We start from the raw sequence: 16,456 nt of genomic DNA on the forward strand, positions 1-16,456 counted from the left end.
CAAAGACATTAAAAATGGAATCTATAGCGATTTACGCAATTGAATAATTTCATTCCCAATTGCGGCAGCTTTACTAAAATCACTTTGTCGCTCAGCTTCTTTTTGTTCCACTTCTTTTTCTTTTATCTTTAACAATTTTTGATAATTCAACACCTGTTTGATATAATCAGTTAATTCTTGATTGCTTAATTCTTCATTAATTGACATCATTTCAATATCAGCGACTATTCTTCTAAGATTTTCATCTTGAATACAGGTTAAAAATGCACTAGAATCAGGATTCAAATGCTCTTCGTAAAAACCAATTAGATATGTTATTATTGCCTGATGTTCATCGATATTAAACGTATTACCCCGTAATAAATCCTGAACCTTGTAAGCTGTGTCTCGATCTCTTAACATATGGGCCATTAACCGTCTTTCAGCGGTGTAATGAGCAGGCTTTAATTTCTTATCCTGTTTAACCATAACACTGGGCTTATTTATTGTCGGTGTTTGACCATTTGACTTCTTTTTTTCTGTGAAAAAAATTTGTTTCAACTGTTGCTGTAATGCGTCAAGAGAAATTGAAAACTCAGAGGCAAGCTGCCGCAAATAATGATCTTTTTCAACAGCTTTTGTCAATTTACTTATTTCTTTAAGTATTGTTTCGATATAGGCAAGTCGATCTCCTTCTATTTGAAGATTTTTTCCTCTTCGAAAATAAAGAAATTTAAATGCCATCCATGTATGACTTGCACCTATTACCTCATTACGAAACTTTTCCGGACCATTCTTTTTTATATATTCATCTGGATCAAGTCCATCAGACATCATAGCAACTTTTATTGAACAACCCGCATCAATGAGCATATTCCCAGCTCTAAATGCAGCTTCAATTCCTGCTTTGTCTGAATCAAAACAAATCGTTATCGACTCAGTATTCTGCCTTATGAGGTTAATGTGCTCTTCTGTTAAAGAAGTACCCATTGTGGCGATACCATTTTCCACACCAGATTTATCTGCAGCTATGACATCAGCAAATCCTTCAAAGAGAACAGCTTGCTGCATTTTTCGTATAGTTGGTTTGGCCAAATGAAAATTATATAAAATTTTACTTTTATTAAAGATTACTGTTTCTGGACTGTTTAAATATTTGGGCTCATCAGCCCCTAATGATCTCCCAGAAAAAGCAATACAGTTTCCATTGCGGTCAAAAATCGGGAACATAATCCGATCTCGGAATCGATCAAAGTAAGTCCCATCCCTTTCTCGTTTGATAATCAATCCGGCCTTTTCCATTAATTCTGGAGAAAAATCTCTTTTCGTAAGAAATTTGTATACAAAATCCCATGAATTTAATGAATAACCAATTTGAAATTTATCTATCGATTCTCGGGTAAAGCCTCTGTTCAATAAATACTCTAAAGCATGTTGACCGTCTTTCGTATTTACCAATAAGTGATGGTAGAATTTACGCAAAAGCTCATGCGCGTCCAGCATTGACTGAAGTTCTGGAGAAACACTCTTACCCTTGCCATTAACCGAGAAGTTTACTTGTAAGTCAACATTAGCCTTTTCAGCTAATTTAACGGCTGCTTCTAGAAATGAAATTCCTTCAAGCTCCATTAAAAATGAGAAAACATTTCCTCCCGCTCCACAGCCAAAGCAATGATAAATTTGTTTATCGGTTGAAACGGAAAATGATGGGGAGTTTTCTCCATGGAAAGGACATAATCCGAAGTAGTTTCGCCCTTGTTTTTTAAGTTGAACATATTCGCTAATAATTTCAACAATATCAACAGACTGACGAATTTGATTAATTTTTTCTTCGGCAATCCGTTCTGCCATGAAAAACATCTCCAATTATACTTATTCTGCAAAGAATTCTAAATTCCTGCATATTTCGACAAAATTTTAGTTAGTTCTTTGATAAATTTTGTACAATCAACAGAATTAAAAAGTCCAATATCCTGTGTTACAGTAATATCCCCCTTTGCAGTATGATTCATAATGAATAAGTCCGCCGCTTCTTTTCTGGAATCAACTTTCCATGTAGCATTACCATATGTAGTCGTATTGTTTCCAAGATGATCATAAGAAGCAATAAAATGGAAAAAGTAGAAGCAATTTCGACAATTTCCTCTTTCAACGGGCATGAATCTGCATCGACAAATTTTGTTCGAACCCCATTTGTATAAGTATTAATTCTACATCTCTCAGGATATTCCTTCTTTAAGATGTTAACTTTTTTAAGTAAACTTGCCAATTAGCAAGCCCTAAATGGCGCATCATTAGGGTAGTTGTACTTAAATATTCAGAATTAATAAATGTGAGATCTGAATAGCCCTTAAAAGACTTATGTCGAATTTTTTTCTTTAGGTTCCCTTGACATCTAACAATAAATAGTTTATTCGTATACATGCAAGTCTAAACCTAAAAGATGCATTTTTATCACAATTTTTTATTATAGTACATTCTTTTCTACATTTCCATACTTTTTTAGCCTTATTTGAAAAACACATAATCTAAGATTATGTGTTAGGACCTTCTTTTATGAAAGTAATTTAGAATAACATTTGCTGTTTCTTCCACAGCCTTATTGGTAACATCAATAACTGGACAATTAATTCTATTTACTATTTTTTCAAAGAAGGTTAATTCATCACGAATTCGTTCAATATTTGCATAGCTTGCCTGGTCATTTAATCCGAGTGAGATTAACCGTTCACGCCTAATATTATTTAGTTTTTGCGGACTGATTTTTAGTCCAAAACATTTTTCAGCGGGCACTTTATATATTTCCTCTGGAGGGTCCACTTCTGGAACTAGGGGTACATTGGCAACTTTTAAACGTTTTAAAGCTAAATATTGAGACAAAGGAGTTTTTGACGTCCTAGATACTCCAATTAAGACAATATCCGCTTTTAATATTCCCCGTGGGTCTCTTCCATCATCATATTTCACAGCAAACTCAATGGCTTCTACTTTTTTAAAATAGTCTTCATCAAGTTTTCTTACAAGTCCGGGTTCGCACAGAGGGGTTTTCCCACTAAAAATTTGAATTTGATCCATGATTGGTCCCATTAAGTCAACAGCGTAAATTCCCGCTTCATCCGCTTTTTCCTTCATATAAATCCTCATATCAGGTTTTACAAGAGTAAATGCAATCATAGCGTGGTCCATTGAAACTAGCGAAATTACTTCATCAATATGTTCCTTGTCCTCCACATAAGGGAATCTTTTCAATGTCATTCCTGATCCATTAAACTGGCTGATTGCTGCTTTTGTAACTAATTCAGCTGTTTCCCCCACTGAATCAGATACTACATATATGACTGGTGTGATCATTCTTCCTCAACAGCTCCTCTGGAATTACTTTTATTATTTATCTAGGTCTGGGCCATAGATATTACAAATCACTCATCACCCAAGGCAACAAATGCTTTTGTGATATTTGTTTTAGTTATTCTGCCGATTACTTCATAACCATTTTCTGACTGCCTTACTACAGGTAACGCGTCAATTTGTTTATCGATTAGTAACTTAGCGACATCGATTAATAAGTCATCCATTTCACACATTGTAATATTAGGCATTCTAGTCATAATGATGTTTATTGGCAGTGCCGTAAGCTCCTGTTTGCCGATACTGGCTCTAAGCAAATCTTTTCTTGATAAAACCCCAACTAGCAGAGCGTTTTGATCTACAACAAATAATGTTCCCACATCCTCAAGGAACATTGTACAAATCGCATCATAAACTGAAACATTTTCCCTCACTATGACAGGGATTGAATTATAATCTCGTACAAGAATCTTCTGGAGGTTTTCTGTCAATAACTGCGTTCCAGATTTCCCTGTATAAAAGTAACCTACACGAGGTCTTGCGTCCAAATATCCTGCCATTGTTAATATGGATAAATCGGGTCTTAATGTTGCTCTTGTTAGGTTTAGCTGTTCAGCAATGCTTTCCCCAGTTATCGGCCCATTATCCTTTACTATTTGAATAATAGTTTCTTGGCGTTTGGTCAGTTCTATTTTTCTCACCACCATATTTAATCCATTATGTAACTTGCTTTTTAACGTGTCTGTTGATTTCCACTCCAGGCACTTCGCTTTCCGCAGGCGGTTCGGGAAGCCTCCTCGGCGCTAAAGCGCCTGCGGGGTCTCCCCTGTCCCGTCCTCCTGCAGGACTTTGAATTTACTTCCTCGAATCCTCCCACGCACGAAGAAAATGCGATAGCATTTTCGAGGAGTCTCGTGCCTTCCGTTCCAATCAACAGAGTGCACAAATAAAATTAGCTTTTCAAAAAATAGAATTAAAACATAATCTTTTCTTGGATGAATGTGACTAGTTCTGCGATTGGTACACGGGTTTGCTCCATTGTGTCACGATTTCTGATGGTTACCATTTTGTCTTCTTTTGAATCAAAATCAAAGGTGATACAGAATGGAGTACCAATTTCGTCATGTCTGCGGTATCTCTTTCCAATCGAACCTGCTTCATCATAATCAACGGAAAAATGCTTTGCTAGTGTTGCATAGACTTCTCTTGCTTCTTCGGAGAGTTTCTTTGACAACGGAAGAATCGCTGCCTTAAACGGTGCCAGTGCCGGATGGAAGCGCATAACCGTTCTGGATGTACCATCTTCAAGCTGTTCTTCGTCATAGGCATCTATTAAAAATGCTAATGTTACCCTGTCAGCACCTAGAGAAGGCTCGATACAATAAGGAATGTATCTTTCATTTGTCTCTGGATCAATATAATTAAAATCTTCACCAGAGAATTGCATATGCTGCTTTAAATCATAATCCGTCCGTGAAGCAACACCCCAAAGTTCTCCCCAGCCAAATGGGAATTTATATTCAAAGTCAGTAGTCGCATTACTATAATGTGAAAGTTCATCTTCTGAATGATCACGAAGTCTTAAATTTTCCTTGGTTAGCCCTAAAGAATGAAGCCATTGTTCTGCGAAGTTTTTCCAATAATCGAACCATTTCAAGTCTTCGCCAGGCTTACAGAAAAACTCAAGCTCCATTTGTTCAAACTCACGAGTCCTGAAAGTAAAGTTACCAGGAGTGATTTCATTACGGAAGCTTTTTCCGATTTGTGCAATCCCAAAAGGTAATTTCTTTCTCATTGTACGCTGAACATTTTTAAAATTAACGAATATCCCTTGAGCTGTCTCAGGGCGTAGGAATATTTCATTCGTGCTAGATTCAGTTACCCCTTGGAAGGTTTTAAACATAAGGTTAAATTGGCGAATGCCTGTAAAATCATGACTGCCGCAATCTGGGCAAGCAATATTATGTTCTTTTACAAGCTCTTCCATCTTATCAAACGGAAGTCCATCAACGATCATCTCGACTCCCTTTTCATCAAGAGCATTTTCAATTAATTTATCGGCACGGTGTCTGGCTTTACAGTTTTTACAATCAATCATTGGGTCATTAAAGTTACCGATATGACCAGAAGCCTCCCAAGTCTTCGGGTTCATTAAGATGCTTGCATCTAAACCGACATTGTATGGAGACTCTTGAACAAACTTTTTCCACCAAGCCTGTTTAATGTTATTTTTAAATTCAACACCTAATGGTCCATAATCCCATGTATTTGCAAGTCCTCCATATATTTCGGATCCTGGAAAGATAAATCCTCTGTGCTTCGCATGAGAAACAATTTGCTCCATTGATACTTTCATTTTCCTAACTCCTCTTCGTTTAATAAAAAATTGAAAATAAAAAACTCTCGTCCCTATGCTTAAAATAAGCATAGGGACGAGAGTTACCCGCGGTTCCACCCTATTTGCTGCATATTAATGCAGCCTCTTTGATGTGTAATTTCACACATGATATGCTCAAGAACGCCTTCCTTAGGTCCCTATACCCTAGCTCACACCATCCTAGGTTCGCTTTTATAAAGATTGCTAAGTACTCTTTTCCATCAACGCATCTATTTATTATTAAAACACATCATATCGAAATCTAAAATAAAAGTCAATCATTCACAATAATTGATCTCGAAATTTTTCCATGGACTGCAGAAATTTCTTTGTTTTTAAATAAAGACCTGAATATTCATCATAATAAGCTGAAATTACGGTTTTTAATTCATCCTTTGTTTCCTGTTTAACAGTGATATTTCCTAGTCTTGAAAGATCAATAAAATAAAATAACCGTAATAATTTTACAGATGATGGCGATAATTTATAATGGTACGGGTCCTTCTGTAAACAGCGGTGGCAGATAAAGCCTCCCTCACGAATTGAAAAAGAAAAAAGTCCGTCTGTGCTGCCGCAAACGGAACATTGATTAAGAATTGGATATAATCCCAATACATTCAACATTTTCATCTCGTAGATATTCATTAGAATATCTGAATCATATCCTTCATTCATATAATTAAGTGTGTGAAAAAGCAGTTCGAAATGAAATAGGTTTGGTTTCTTATCCTCCGTACACTTATCTGTTAATTCTACAATATAACTAGCATAGGCAGTTAGGAATATATCTTCACCAATACTCCGAAAGCTAGTAATCATTTCTCCCTGTTGAAGAGTCCCTAATCCAGTACCTCTTTGGACTAGAAAGTAACCGTGAGTAAATAGCTGGGTAATAGAGGAAAGTCGGCTGTTTGGCTTTTTAGCACCTCTTGCCATAACACCAATCTTTCCCCATTCCCTTGTATATAAGGTAATAATTTTATTGGTTTCACCATAATCTGTAGTTCTAATGACGATGCCTTCACACTTTTGGAGCATATATGTCACCATCCCGATACATTAGACAAACTTATGAAACGGGAAAATCCATTTGCGCTAGATCTTCATTCTGATTTCCGGGTATTTCTTGGTTTTCCTTCTCAAGCTCTTTAAAGAGAAGATATGTGTCAATATTACCTGTCTGTAGGAATACTTTCCACGTAAAATCCATCATCGAAAACCCCACCTTTCATGATTTAGACTAGCCTTTTAAAGAATCCCAAACCTTACAATTATCATAGCCTGCCTTAGCAAAAATCATAAGACGAAAATTTTGTTAATGTTGTCCATGCATAATTCTATATAAGCGTTAATATTTTAGTTAGGGTCTAGATTGTTAGTATTAATATTCATCTTCGTTAAAGCCATAATCGCGAAGTTGGGACATTTTATTACGCCAATCCTTTTGAACTTTAACCCAAAGCTCCAAGAAAACTTTTGACCCTAAAAGATTTTCAATATCCACTCGGGCACGTTTTCCTATTTCCTTAAGCATACTCCCTTGTTTCCCAATAATGATGCCCTTTTGAGAATCTCTCTCCACAATAACAGTAGCCATTACATGAATGATATCCTTACCTCCGTGTTGACGTTCCATCTTATCTAGAACAACAGCAAGGGAATGAGGAATTTCTTCACGTGTTAAGTGCAATGCTTTCTCTCGAATTAACTCTGTGATAATAAATCTTTCTGGGTGATCGGTAACCTGATCTGCAGGATAATACTGCGGTCCTTCAGGTAAATAAACTTTAATCTGTTCTAGTAAACGTTCCACATTATTTCCTTCAAGCGCTGAAATAGGAACAATTTCTTTAAAAGGATACTTTTCTTTATATGATTCAATTAGTGGCAGTAATTCATCTGGGTGTATTTGATCGATTTTATTTATAACAAGGAAGATTGGTGTGTTGACGGTTTCGAACTTTTCAAGAATAAATTCTTCCCCACGGCCAAACCCTTCCTCAGCATTTACCATAAAAAGGATTAAATCAACTTCTTTTAATGTGTTTTGTGCAACCTTCATCATAAAATCGCCTAGTTTATGCTTCGGCTTATGAATCCCTGGAGTGTCAATAAAGACCATTTGGGTATCATCTAAGGTTAATACACCCTGAATTTTATTTCGAGTTGTCTGTGGTTTATCACTCATAATAGCAATTTTCTGACCAATAACCCGGTTAAGAAATGTTGACTTCCCTACATTTGGACGTCCAATAATTGAAATAAAACCTGATTTATAACCTTTATTATCGTTACTATGCATGTAAATCCTCCGGAGAAAAGGCACCTGGAAGTAACTCAGCTACAGTAAGTTCTAAAATATCGCCTTTTAAGTTGGTAAGTACAACCTTCATGTCACTTGGACATAGTTCCGAGATTACCTGCCGGCATGCCCCGCAAGGCGAGCACGGTCGATCAGTATCAGCCACTACTGCAAGCATTTTAAAGTCTCGATCACCTTCAGAATAAGCTTTAAATAATGCAGTACGTTCAGCGCAATTGCACATGCTATAAGCGGCATTTTCAATATTACAGCCATGATATACTTTTCCATCAGTTGTCAAAATGGCAGCTCCTACTTGAAAATTAGAGTAAGGAACATAGGCTTTTTCTCTTGCTTTTTTTGACTCTTCGATTAATTTCTCGGTGTTCAAAATTCAATCTTCCCTTCCAGCAGTAATTATCTGCCGCTTTCTTTATTTTACCCTAAAAATGTTACAAAATCATCACTTGTAGCGAAAAAGTAATATAAAAAATTTGAATTTTCATAAAAATCAGCTAATTCATCTAGATTAGGTTAGGGCTGATAAGTTATTGTACCGAATTCGTAATTCCATTTCAAATTACATCAGAACAACCATCTAAAAAAATATGGTGTAAAGACCATAATTCCAATCACAACCGCAATAATAGCATAAATAAAAACCGCTCCGGCAGCTAAATCTTTTGCTTGTTTAGCAAGTGGGTGGTACTCCTCTGTAATTAAATCTACAACCCTCTCGACAGCTGTATTCATTAATTCAAGAGAGAAAATTCCTCCAATTGCTAGAAACACAAATAACCATTCCAGTTTACTAATGGAAAATAATATTGAACACCCAATCACTACAAGAGAGACAAAAAAATGAATGCGCATATTCTTTTCCGTCAAAAGGGCTGCCTTAATTCCTGTTAAAGCAAAAGAAAAGGATTTCCATAAACGAACAGGCTTATCGTGTAAGTCCATAAACGTCTAAAATTTCTTTCTGTCGAGAGAACATTTTTTCTTCCTCATCCTTTTCCATATGATCATAGCCGAGTAGGTGAAGGAAACCATGGACAGCTAAAAAGCCTAGTTCGCGAATAAATGAATGCCCATATTCCTTTGCCTGTTCTTCTGCCTTTGGTATAGAAATGATGATGTCCCCCAAGACACGCGGAAGCTCAGCCCCTATCAACTGTATTTCTCCCTCACCAAGCTCTTCCATCGCGAATGAAATAACATCCGTGGGGGCATCTTTATCCCTGAATTCCTTATTAATTTCGTGAATTCTTTCATTGGATACAAATGTAACAGAAACCTCGCTACTGTCTTCAACATTTTCTATACCAGCTGCAAAATTCAGCAGTTTTTCGATTTGTTCCATTTGCTCGGTAGAAAGTTGATTTGTTTCGTCCTCTAAATCAATCATCAACTTGTTCATACTTGGACCACCTTCTTCGTCATTTCTGGATATTCGATTCTCGAGTGGAAAATCCCCTTTAACGTTTCACAAAACGAGTGCGACACCATTTCTAATTCTTTTAAAGTTAAATCACATTCATTTAATTGCTCATCCTGAAGCCGTTCTGAAACAATCTTCTTAACGAGCGATTCAATCGTTTCAGGCGTGGGCTGGTTAAGGGATCTAACAGCAGCCTCCACGCTGTCAGCAATACCCACAATTGCTGATTCTTTCGTCTGTGCCTTTGGACCAGGATAACGGTAATCCTCTTCCTTGACATCCTGTACGCCTTGTATAGCCTTATGGTAAAAGAATTTTAATAATGTAGTTCCATGATGTTGTTCAGCTATATGGATAATTTCCTTTGGCATATTGTATTTTTTTAATATTGCTGCCCCATCTGTTACGTGTGAAATAATGATATTAGCACTTTTATCAGGCGGCAGCCGGTCATGCGGGTTTTCACGGTGCATCTGATTTTCTATGAAAAAGTTCGGACGTTTTGTTTTCCCAATATCATGGTAATAACAGCCTACCCTAGCAAGCAGCCCATTTGCACCAATGGCTTCACAGGCTGCGTCCGCTAAATTAGCAACCATAACACTATGGTGATAAGTCCCAGGTGCTTCCATTAAAATTTTCCTCAGAAGTGGATGATTAGGGTTTGAAAGCTCAATCAACTTCATGGTTGATAGAATTCCAAAGCTTGTTTCAAAGAGCGGTAATAACCCCATCGTCAAAACAGCTGAACCGATTCCTGAAAAAATGGCTGTTAAGATATAATACCCATATTCCAATCCTGAAAATTGTCCATTCGGTAAAAACATAAGTGCCCAAATGGTAAAAAGATTTACTGCAGCTGCAAAGGAACCAGCTTGCAGTATTTTAGAGCGCTGATTTTGATCACTTAAAAAGAGCAAAGCTGAGAGAGCACTAAACAATATATAGATTCCCACTGAAAAATTAAGCGTTCCAGAAACCCCTTCATTGAATAAAAGACTGCCAAAAATAGAAATGATTATCGATGAAAGAATCGCAAGTTTTTCATCAATTAATATCTTAATTAACATTCCGCCCATTGCAGCAGGGAATAAATATCCAATCCCTGAATAGTTGAAAATTTGAAGCATGCTGACAATTTTCAAAACAAAAAATGTCAGGATAAAAATAATCCCAAACAAGAGCAGGTTGGTATGTCTCTTTTCAGGGTGCTCCTTCATTTGATAGAAATAATAATAAAGTGACGAAAGAATAATTGAAATTAAGATAATTAAACCAATGAATGGTTTATACGACTGTTTGTTGTCTAATAATCCTACTAGTTCTAACTGTCGAAATTCTTCCTGACGGATTAATTTACCCTCTTCAATAATAATTTGCCCCTGCAGGATTTTAACAGGCTCGACAGATTCTGCTGCTTGTTTACGCAGCTCCTCCGTTGCCTCTGGATCATAAAACTCATTTTGAATGACTGCATATCTGCCTAATTCTATGGCTGCATTCTTTAAGTCACTATTTAAGGTCGTGAATTTTAATTCTTCTTCCAGGCTTTTTTTTGCATTTTCTACATCATCTGCAGAAATTCGCTTGTTCATAACATTGTTAATGGCTGTTACCGTCAAGTCTTTTGCAATCGCTAATTCATCATTGCTGGCTTGGACAAGTGCGGAAAAAACACGCGCTGATAAATCCTTGATTACACGATCTGTTAATTTCGCCTTTAGCATGGTTACTTCTTCTTCAACGGTTGGCTGCTGTAAATCTAAAGGTTCTTCATCTGTCGCAATCTGTTTTTTCATTTCATCCTCGATTTCTTCAGTTACTTCTACAGCTGAGTCAAAAATGGATGAAATCAAATCTACTTGATTGGATGAATATTCTTTTTTTAATGTGTATACGTCTTGAACTTGGTCCAATGCTTCTTGACGTTTTTTTTCTGTACTAATTTTATCCTCTACCGTTGCAGGGGAACGAATGGTTTTCTCAGCTACTGTTAATAGACTAATATCGAGTTTTTCAGGCTTTACATTTCCATACATAGAGGTAAATAGAATGACTCCTAAAACAACAAACACTAATACTCTGAAGAAGGTATAATCTAGAAGCTTTTTTATTTGAATTAAGTATTGCTGTATTTTTTTCAACTAACTCCCCCCAAAAGCACCAAAAATAACCGTAGTCAAGTATGTAAACACGCTTTATGTAAAATGATAACAGTTTTTTCCTGAAGTTTCATCCTCTAATAAAAGATAGGTTATTTTTGCAAGCCAATTGTTATGATTATATGGCAAAAGGGATAAACCATTAGACGGTTTATCCCTTTACCTGTACTTTAGCTTTGCAGGGGCTTCTTTTCGTATGCCTCGATAATCCTGCCGACAAGCGGGTGACGAACAACATCGCTTTGTTCTAAGAAAACAAAAGAAATTCCATTTACACCTAACAAGATCTTTTCAGCGGCTATTAGCCCTGATTTTGCACCTTTAGGTAAATCGATTTGCGTTGTATCACCGGTTATAACCATTTTTGAACCGAATCCAAGCCTTGTCAGGAACATCTTCATTTGAGCATGAGTGGTATTTTGGGCCTCATCTAATATAACGAAGGCATCGTCTAGTGTCCGACCCCTCATATAGGCTAACGGCGCAATTTCAATGGTCCCACGTTCGATTAACCTTTGAGTATGTTCGGTACCTAAAACGTCATTCAGTGCATCATAGAGAGGCCGTAGGTATGGATCCACCTTTTCTTTTAAATCACCAGGTAAAAATCCCAGACTTTCTCCAGCTTCTACCGCAGGTCTTGTTAGAATAATTTTATTTACCTGACCATTTTTTAATGCATTTACCGCCATTACCACGGCTAAATACGTTTTGCCGGTACCCGCTGGGCCAATTCCAAACACAAGGTCATTCTGTCTGATCGCCATTATATATTGTCTTTGTCCCAGCGTCTTGATACGAATACTCTTTCCTTTTACATTCTTTGCGATTTCCTCATCATAGAGATTATCGAAGTAATCGAGAGTACCTTTTTGAGCCATTTGGATGGCAGACAAAACATCCCTCTGGCTAATGGTTACACCCTTTCTTATAACAAAAATAAGCTTATCTAGAATTTGACTGGCAAGCATCACTCTTTCTTCATCTCCAGAAAGACTGACAGATTCTCCGCGTGTGACAATCGATACTTCGAGTTCTTCTTCAATTATTTTTAGATTTGCATCCGCATTGCCAATAAGGGCAATCGCTTCAGTTGGATTTTCAAGTTGTACATTTATTGTTTTTAACTTTACTGTCATTCAGGAGTCTCCTTGGGTATTGGTTGTCCAACCGCAATATTTTCGATAATTTTAAAGTGAATATCTAGGATAACTTTACCATTTTTCAACTCTTTTTGTAAAATTTTTTCATCTTTTATAATAGCTTCTTCATCCAACCCACTTTTTATTTTATTTTTTGCTAATTCAATTGCAATATTTTCAGCTTCCTCTTTATTATAAGTTCGGGTCATCTGTTCTCGGGCTCTTATTGTTTCATTCCCGACGGAAATTGGCAGCTCCCATTTGAGAAAATGAATACTCTTAACATTTTTTTCTGCCTCATATTCCTTAAATTCCGGTTCACCAAATCCCCAAATAGGAATCTCTAAATTTCCTAGGATTAATGAGTGCTTTTGCTTTTCTTGTCCATTAAATACAAAGAAATTCGTTTTCAATGGCAGTTCAACATGGCTTCTATACCACGTTTCCCCCCAAACCTCACCGACTGCAGCAACTTGCTGCGTTTGACCTTCCTTTCCAATTACACCGGAAACAAGTAAATCCCCTGCTTCCACATGATCATGGAGATCAACCACTTTCTGTCCGGTCTCTACATACATAGATGCTATGATGGCTTTCTTTTTTGCAACAAGGTTTCTTGGCGGAAGCTGCTCTGGCTTTTCTGGTTCCTTTTTCTCGACCACTTGAAGATGATAGGTTGTCCCCTTTAACTCCACACCAACCCAGGTAAGGTTACCAATATTATTAGTTAATTTCCTTTGAATTCCCTCTACATTATCCACAAAAAACTGAATCTTTCCGATTTTTACACCCATCTTGTCCAATTCTTTGCGAATCTGATACTCCGTTGCAGGTTTAGCCCCCTTAATTTCAATGCCCCATATAACATTAGATAAAAACATAATAATCATGAGGAAAAGAATAGCTCCACCAACAAACCCGCTATTTTTCAATAATCGCTTAAATAAAAAAGGCAGCCCTGCCCTCCTTAAGAATGTAATGGAGCATTCTTTTTCTCTTGCATAATGTCTGATTTTTAAAGCATCACCGAGTCTCATTGTGAAAGTAATCGTTTCAGTCCCATGTCGTTTCACATTCCAAATCAATAGTCCGTTTCTAGTAAGAACATTTAAAAATCTTTCTATTCCCCTTCCCGAAACTTTAACCGTTACTTTGCCAGTAAAAAATTCGATCCATTGGTTTTTCATTTTGCTCCTCCTGGATTTTCATTTATATAAATGACCTGATCAATTTTCCCCTCAAGTAAAATCTCTTCAGGTAATATGGTTTTAATCACGAAAGAATTCCCTCTTATTTGCAATTGACCCTGTTTTAACAACAGACGCAATTCTTTATCTGTAAAAGTAATCAATCCTCTATGGTTCTCAATGTATATATGGATTTGCCCAATCATGGTGATCCGGGGTAAATCCATCATGACATCTTGAGGAAGATCCATTTTTTGTGCCATCCAGTTCCGGACACGCAGGCCCCATTTTTTTGCCATAAAAAAAGAACCCCCTTTCATCTCATAATATGAAATGAAAGGGCGTTCTAGCACACCTTTTTCTATTGAATTAGAAGGCTTTCAAAATGAATTATTTAGCTTTTTCTCGGGAAGTATGGCTTTTTAGCTCGTGGTTCACCTAGTATCTCAGCCCAAATAATTCCATTAATAATCGTTTTATCACCTGGTTTTTCAAATGGGATGTCGTCAGATTCCACTTCGATTCTGGCTGGTTTACTAGGCTGCATTTGCTTTACTTGCGTTTTCGAGATAACTGGGATCTGCTTTATCTCTTGATATTTCTCCTCCATACTCTGCATATTAGATTGCTTTGCAGGCTGGCCTGTAGATATCTGTCCTTTGTTTCTTGGAATGCCCATCATTTGTTGTTCAACCTTTGTGCGAAAATCATCAAACCCTTTTGCAGGAAATGTCTTTGTTCTTCTTCCCGGATTACTTTTACCCTTCGCTTTACCAAAGATTGATGAGAGGATTCCAGCAATAATTAAAAATAAAATGGTCTCCATATCCACCCTCCTTCTTTAGGAAAAATTGGTGGTTTATTTGTCGTCTTTTTTATCACCTGTCATCTTGCCGATAGAACCGCGCATATCGGTATCAGCAGAAATATTTTTATAATTCATATATTCCATGACACTGATATTACCGGATTTTAATGCTTCTGCCATAGCCAGCGGCACCTCTGCCTCTGCCTCTACAACTTTTGCTCTCATTTCTTCTACTTTTGCCTTCATTTCCTGTTCAGTTGCGACAGCCATCGCCCTGCGCTCTTCTGCTTTTGCCTGGGCAATTTTCTTATCGGCCTCCGCCTGCTCCGTTTGCAGCTCAGCACCGATATTTCTGCCTAAATCAACATCGGCAATATCAATCGAAAGAATTTCAAAAGCGGTACCAGAATCTAATCCTTTAGCTAAGACTGTTTGCGAAATCAGTTCAGGGCTCTCTAGCACTTTACTATGATCCAGGGAGGAACCAATCGTCGATATGACACCTTCACCAACACGTGCAACGACAGTATCTTCACCCGCGCCACCGACAAGACGGTCGATATTTGCACGTACGGTAATTCTCGCTTTTGCTTTTACTTCGATACCGTTCATGGCAACACCAGCTATGAATGGGGTTTCGATTACTTTTGGATTTACACTCATCTGCACTGCTTCTAAGACGTCACGTCCTGCAAGGTCAATTGCGGCACACCGTTCGAATGATAACTCAATGTTTGCACGATGGGCAGCGATTAAAGCATTCACCACTCTATCCACATTCCCACCTGCTAGGTAGTGACTTTCGAGCTGATTTGTTGTTACGTTCAATCCTGCCTTATGCGCTTTAATGAGTGGATTTACTACTCTGCTCGGTGTAACCCGTCTAAGCCTCATCCCTACTAGTGTAAAGATACTGATTCGAACTCCTGCAGCAAGAGCAGAAACCCAAAGCATTACCGGAACAAAAGATAATAATATTCCGAGAAAAATTAACGCCACAACGATAATACCAATCATAAATAAAGTTCCACTTGTTAATTCCACAGCACTTACCTCCTTTTAGTCCTTCATTATACTTTCCTGACTACAATACGAACTCCTTCAACCTTAACTACAGTGATTTTTGAGTTTTGATCAATGAAATCGCCTTCAGTCACAACATCGATTCTTTCTTTATTAAAAACTGCTGTTCCAGACGGTCTTAATACTGTCAGTGCAATCCCTTCTTTTCCTATTAAATCTGTACGATTCACATTAGACACATAGCCATCCTCTTTTTTTGCTGAATCAAATAGAATCATACGATTAAATAAAACTATTTTTTTTCGTAAAACCTTAACCATAATAAAAAGCATGGCAATCGATACACAAATAGAAATGAAAATGGATATTCCGATACTCAATGGATTTTCTCCTGCTAGAAAAAGACTTGCGATTAATGCTGCCAATCCTAGTGTTCCTGAAATGGCCCCTGGAAGAAAAAATTCTAAGAAAATAAGCATGATTCCTACAGCAAATAACATGATCGTTCCGAAACCAGCAAGACCTGCTTGAAAATGTCCATAAAAGAAAAGAAGTAATGCAAATAAACCGATGAATCCTGATATTCCAAACTTTGACGAAAACAGCTCATAGACAATAGCTGCCCCTGCAATCGTTAATAGCAGCGTTACAACGACTGGGTTTGTTAGAAATTCAACCATATTTATC

18 protein-coding genes and 1 other annotated feature are annotated in these 16,456 nt (G+C 37.2%); all 18 genes read right to left on the minus strand.

The features are described from left to right. Window positions 1-21: 21 nt before the first annotated feature. The gene (dnaG, locus tag MLOOGBEN_RS05010) at window positions 22-1,830 is read right to left on the minus strand and encodes a DNA primase (protein ID WP_179157160.1); all 1,809 of its coding nucleotides are present in this window, start codon (window positions 1,828-1,830) and stop codon (window positions 22-24) included. A gap of 38 nt (window positions 1,831-1,868) precedes the next feature. After that, on the minus strand, window positions 1,869-2,138 hold the full coding sequence (locus MLOOGBEN_RS05015; protein ID WP_256988880.1) for a DUF188 domain-containing protein: 270 nt from the start codon (window positions 2,136-2,138) through the stop codon (window positions 1,869-1,871). A 382-nt stretch (window positions 2,139-2,520) separates the two neighbouring features. After that, the gene (locus MLOOGBEN_RS05020; RefSeq protein WP_179157161.1) at window positions 2,521-3,330 is read right to left on the minus strand and encodes a pyruvate, water dikinase regulatory protein; all 810 of its coding nucleotides are present in this window, start codon (window positions 3,328-3,330) and stop codon (window positions 2,521-2,523) included. 68 nt (window positions 3,331-3,398) lie between these two features. After that, the gene (gene ccpN, locus MLOOGBEN_RS05025; protein ID WP_218781039.1) at window positions 3,399-4,034 is read right to left on the minus strand and encodes a transcriptional regulator CcpN; all 636 of its coding nucleotides are present in this window, start codon (window positions 4,032-4,034) and stop codon (window positions 3,399-3,401) included. Window positions 4,035-4,300: 266 nt separating this feature from the next. Next, window positions 4,301-5,683, minus strand: a complete 1,383-nt coding sequence (locus MLOOGBEN_RS05030; protein ID WP_179157162.1) for a glycine--tRNA ligase — start codon at window positions 5,681-5,683, stop codon at window positions 4,301-4,303. Between the two features lie 69 nt (window positions 5,684-5,752). Beyond that, window positions 5,753-5,938 (minus strand) — a binding site (T-box leader). 48 nt (window positions 5,939-5,986) lie between these two features. Further along, window positions 5,987-6,742 (minus strand): DNA repair protein RecO, encoded by a 756-nt coding sequence (gene recO, locus MLOOGBEN_RS05035; protein WP_179157163.1) that lies wholly within the window; start codon window positions 6,740-6,742, stop codon window positions 5,987-5,989. A gap of 31 nt (window positions 6,743-6,773) precedes the next feature. Continuing rightward, a complete protein-coding gene (locus MLOOGBEN_RS05040; protein WP_075686228.1) occupies window positions 6,774-6,917 on the minus strand; it encodes a YqzL family protein in 144 nt (47 codons plus the stop codon). A gap of 168 nt (window positions 6,918-7,085) precedes the next feature. Then, a complete protein-coding gene (gene era, locus MLOOGBEN_RS05045; RefSeq protein WP_179157164.1) occupies window positions 7,086-8,006 on the minus strand; it encodes a GTPase Era in 921 nt (306 codons plus the stop codon). Next, window positions 7,999-8,397 (minus strand): cytidine deaminase, encoded by a 399-nt coding sequence (locus MLOOGBEN_RS05050; RefSeq protein ID WP_179157165.1) that lies wholly within the window; start codon window positions 8,395-8,397, stop codon window positions 7,999-8,001. The genes era and MLOOGBEN_RS05050 overlap by 8 nt, the downstream gene beginning before the upstream one ends. 194 nt (window positions 8,398-8,591) lie before the next feature. Continuing rightward, window positions 8,592-8,969 carry a diacylglycerol kinase family protein gene (locus MLOOGBEN_RS05055; protein WP_179157166.1) on the minus strand — a complete coding sequence of 126 codons (378 nt, stop codon included), beginning with the start codon at window positions 8,967-8,969 and terminating at the stop codon, window positions 8,592-8,594. Further along, window positions 8,953-9,426 carry an rRNA maturation RNase YbeY gene (gene ybeY / locus MLOOGBEN_RS05060; protein WP_179157167.1) on the minus strand — a complete coding sequence of 158 codons (474 nt, stop codon included), beginning with the start codon at window positions 9,424-9,426 and terminating at the stop codon, window positions 8,953-8,955. The genes MLOOGBEN_RS05055 and ybeY overlap by 17 nt, the downstream gene beginning before the upstream one ends. Continuing rightward, on the minus strand, window positions 9,423-11,591 hold the full coding sequence (locus MLOOGBEN_RS05065; RefSeq protein WP_179157168.1) for an HD family phosphohydrolase: 2,169 nt from the start codon (window positions 11,589-11,591) through the stop codon (window positions 9,423-9,425). The genes ybeY and MLOOGBEN_RS05065 overlap by 4 nt, the downstream gene beginning before the upstream one ends. A gap of 188 nt (window positions 11,592-11,779) precedes the next feature. Continuing rightward, entirely contained in the window at window positions 11,780-12,748 is a 969-nt protein-coding gene (locus MLOOGBEN_RS05070; protein WP_179157169.1) for a PhoH family protein, read from the minus strand. Continuing rightward, window positions 12,745-13,938, minus strand: a complete 1,194-nt coding sequence (gene yqfD / locus MLOOGBEN_RS05075) for a sporulation protein YqfD (protein WP_179157170.1) — start codon at window positions 13,936-13,938, stop codon at window positions 12,745-12,747. The genes MLOOGBEN_RS05070 and yqfD overlap by 4 nt, the downstream gene beginning before the upstream one ends. Beyond that, window positions 13,935-14,237: a sporulation protein YqfC gene (gene yqfC / locus MLOOGBEN_RS05080; RefSeq protein ID WP_179157171.1), complete on the minus strand. Its 303-nt coding sequence runs from the start codon at window positions 14,235-14,237 to the stop codon at window positions 13,935-13,937. Before yqfC ends, yqfD begins: the two co-directional genes overlap by 4 nt. Before the next feature lie 95 nt (window positions 14,238-14,332). Continuing rightward, window positions 14,333-14,764: a hypothetical protein gene (locus MLOOGBEN_RS05085; protein WP_179157172.1), complete on the minus strand. Its 432-nt coding sequence runs from the start codon at window positions 14,762-14,764 to the stop codon at window positions 14,333-14,335. Window positions 14,765-14,797: 33 nt separating this feature from the next. Beyond that, entirely contained in the window at window positions 14,798-15,763 is a 966-nt protein-coding gene (gene floA / locus MLOOGBEN_RS05090) for a flotillin-like protein FloA (protein ID WP_133367663.1), read from the minus strand. 53 nt (window positions 15,764-15,816) lie between these two features. Beyond that, on the minus strand, window positions 15,817-16,449 hold the full coding sequence (locus MLOOGBEN_RS05095; RefSeq protein ID WP_179157173.1) for an NfeD family protein: 633 nt from the start codon (window positions 16,447-16,449) through the stop codon (window positions 15,817-15,819). Window positions 16,450-16,456: the final 7 nt, after the last annotated feature.

Origin of the sequence: Bacillus sp. EB106-08-02-XG196, assembly GCF_013396335.1 — a bacterium.
Classification (GTDB): Bacteria; Bacillota; Bacilli; order Bacillales; family Cytobacillaceae; genus Neobacillus.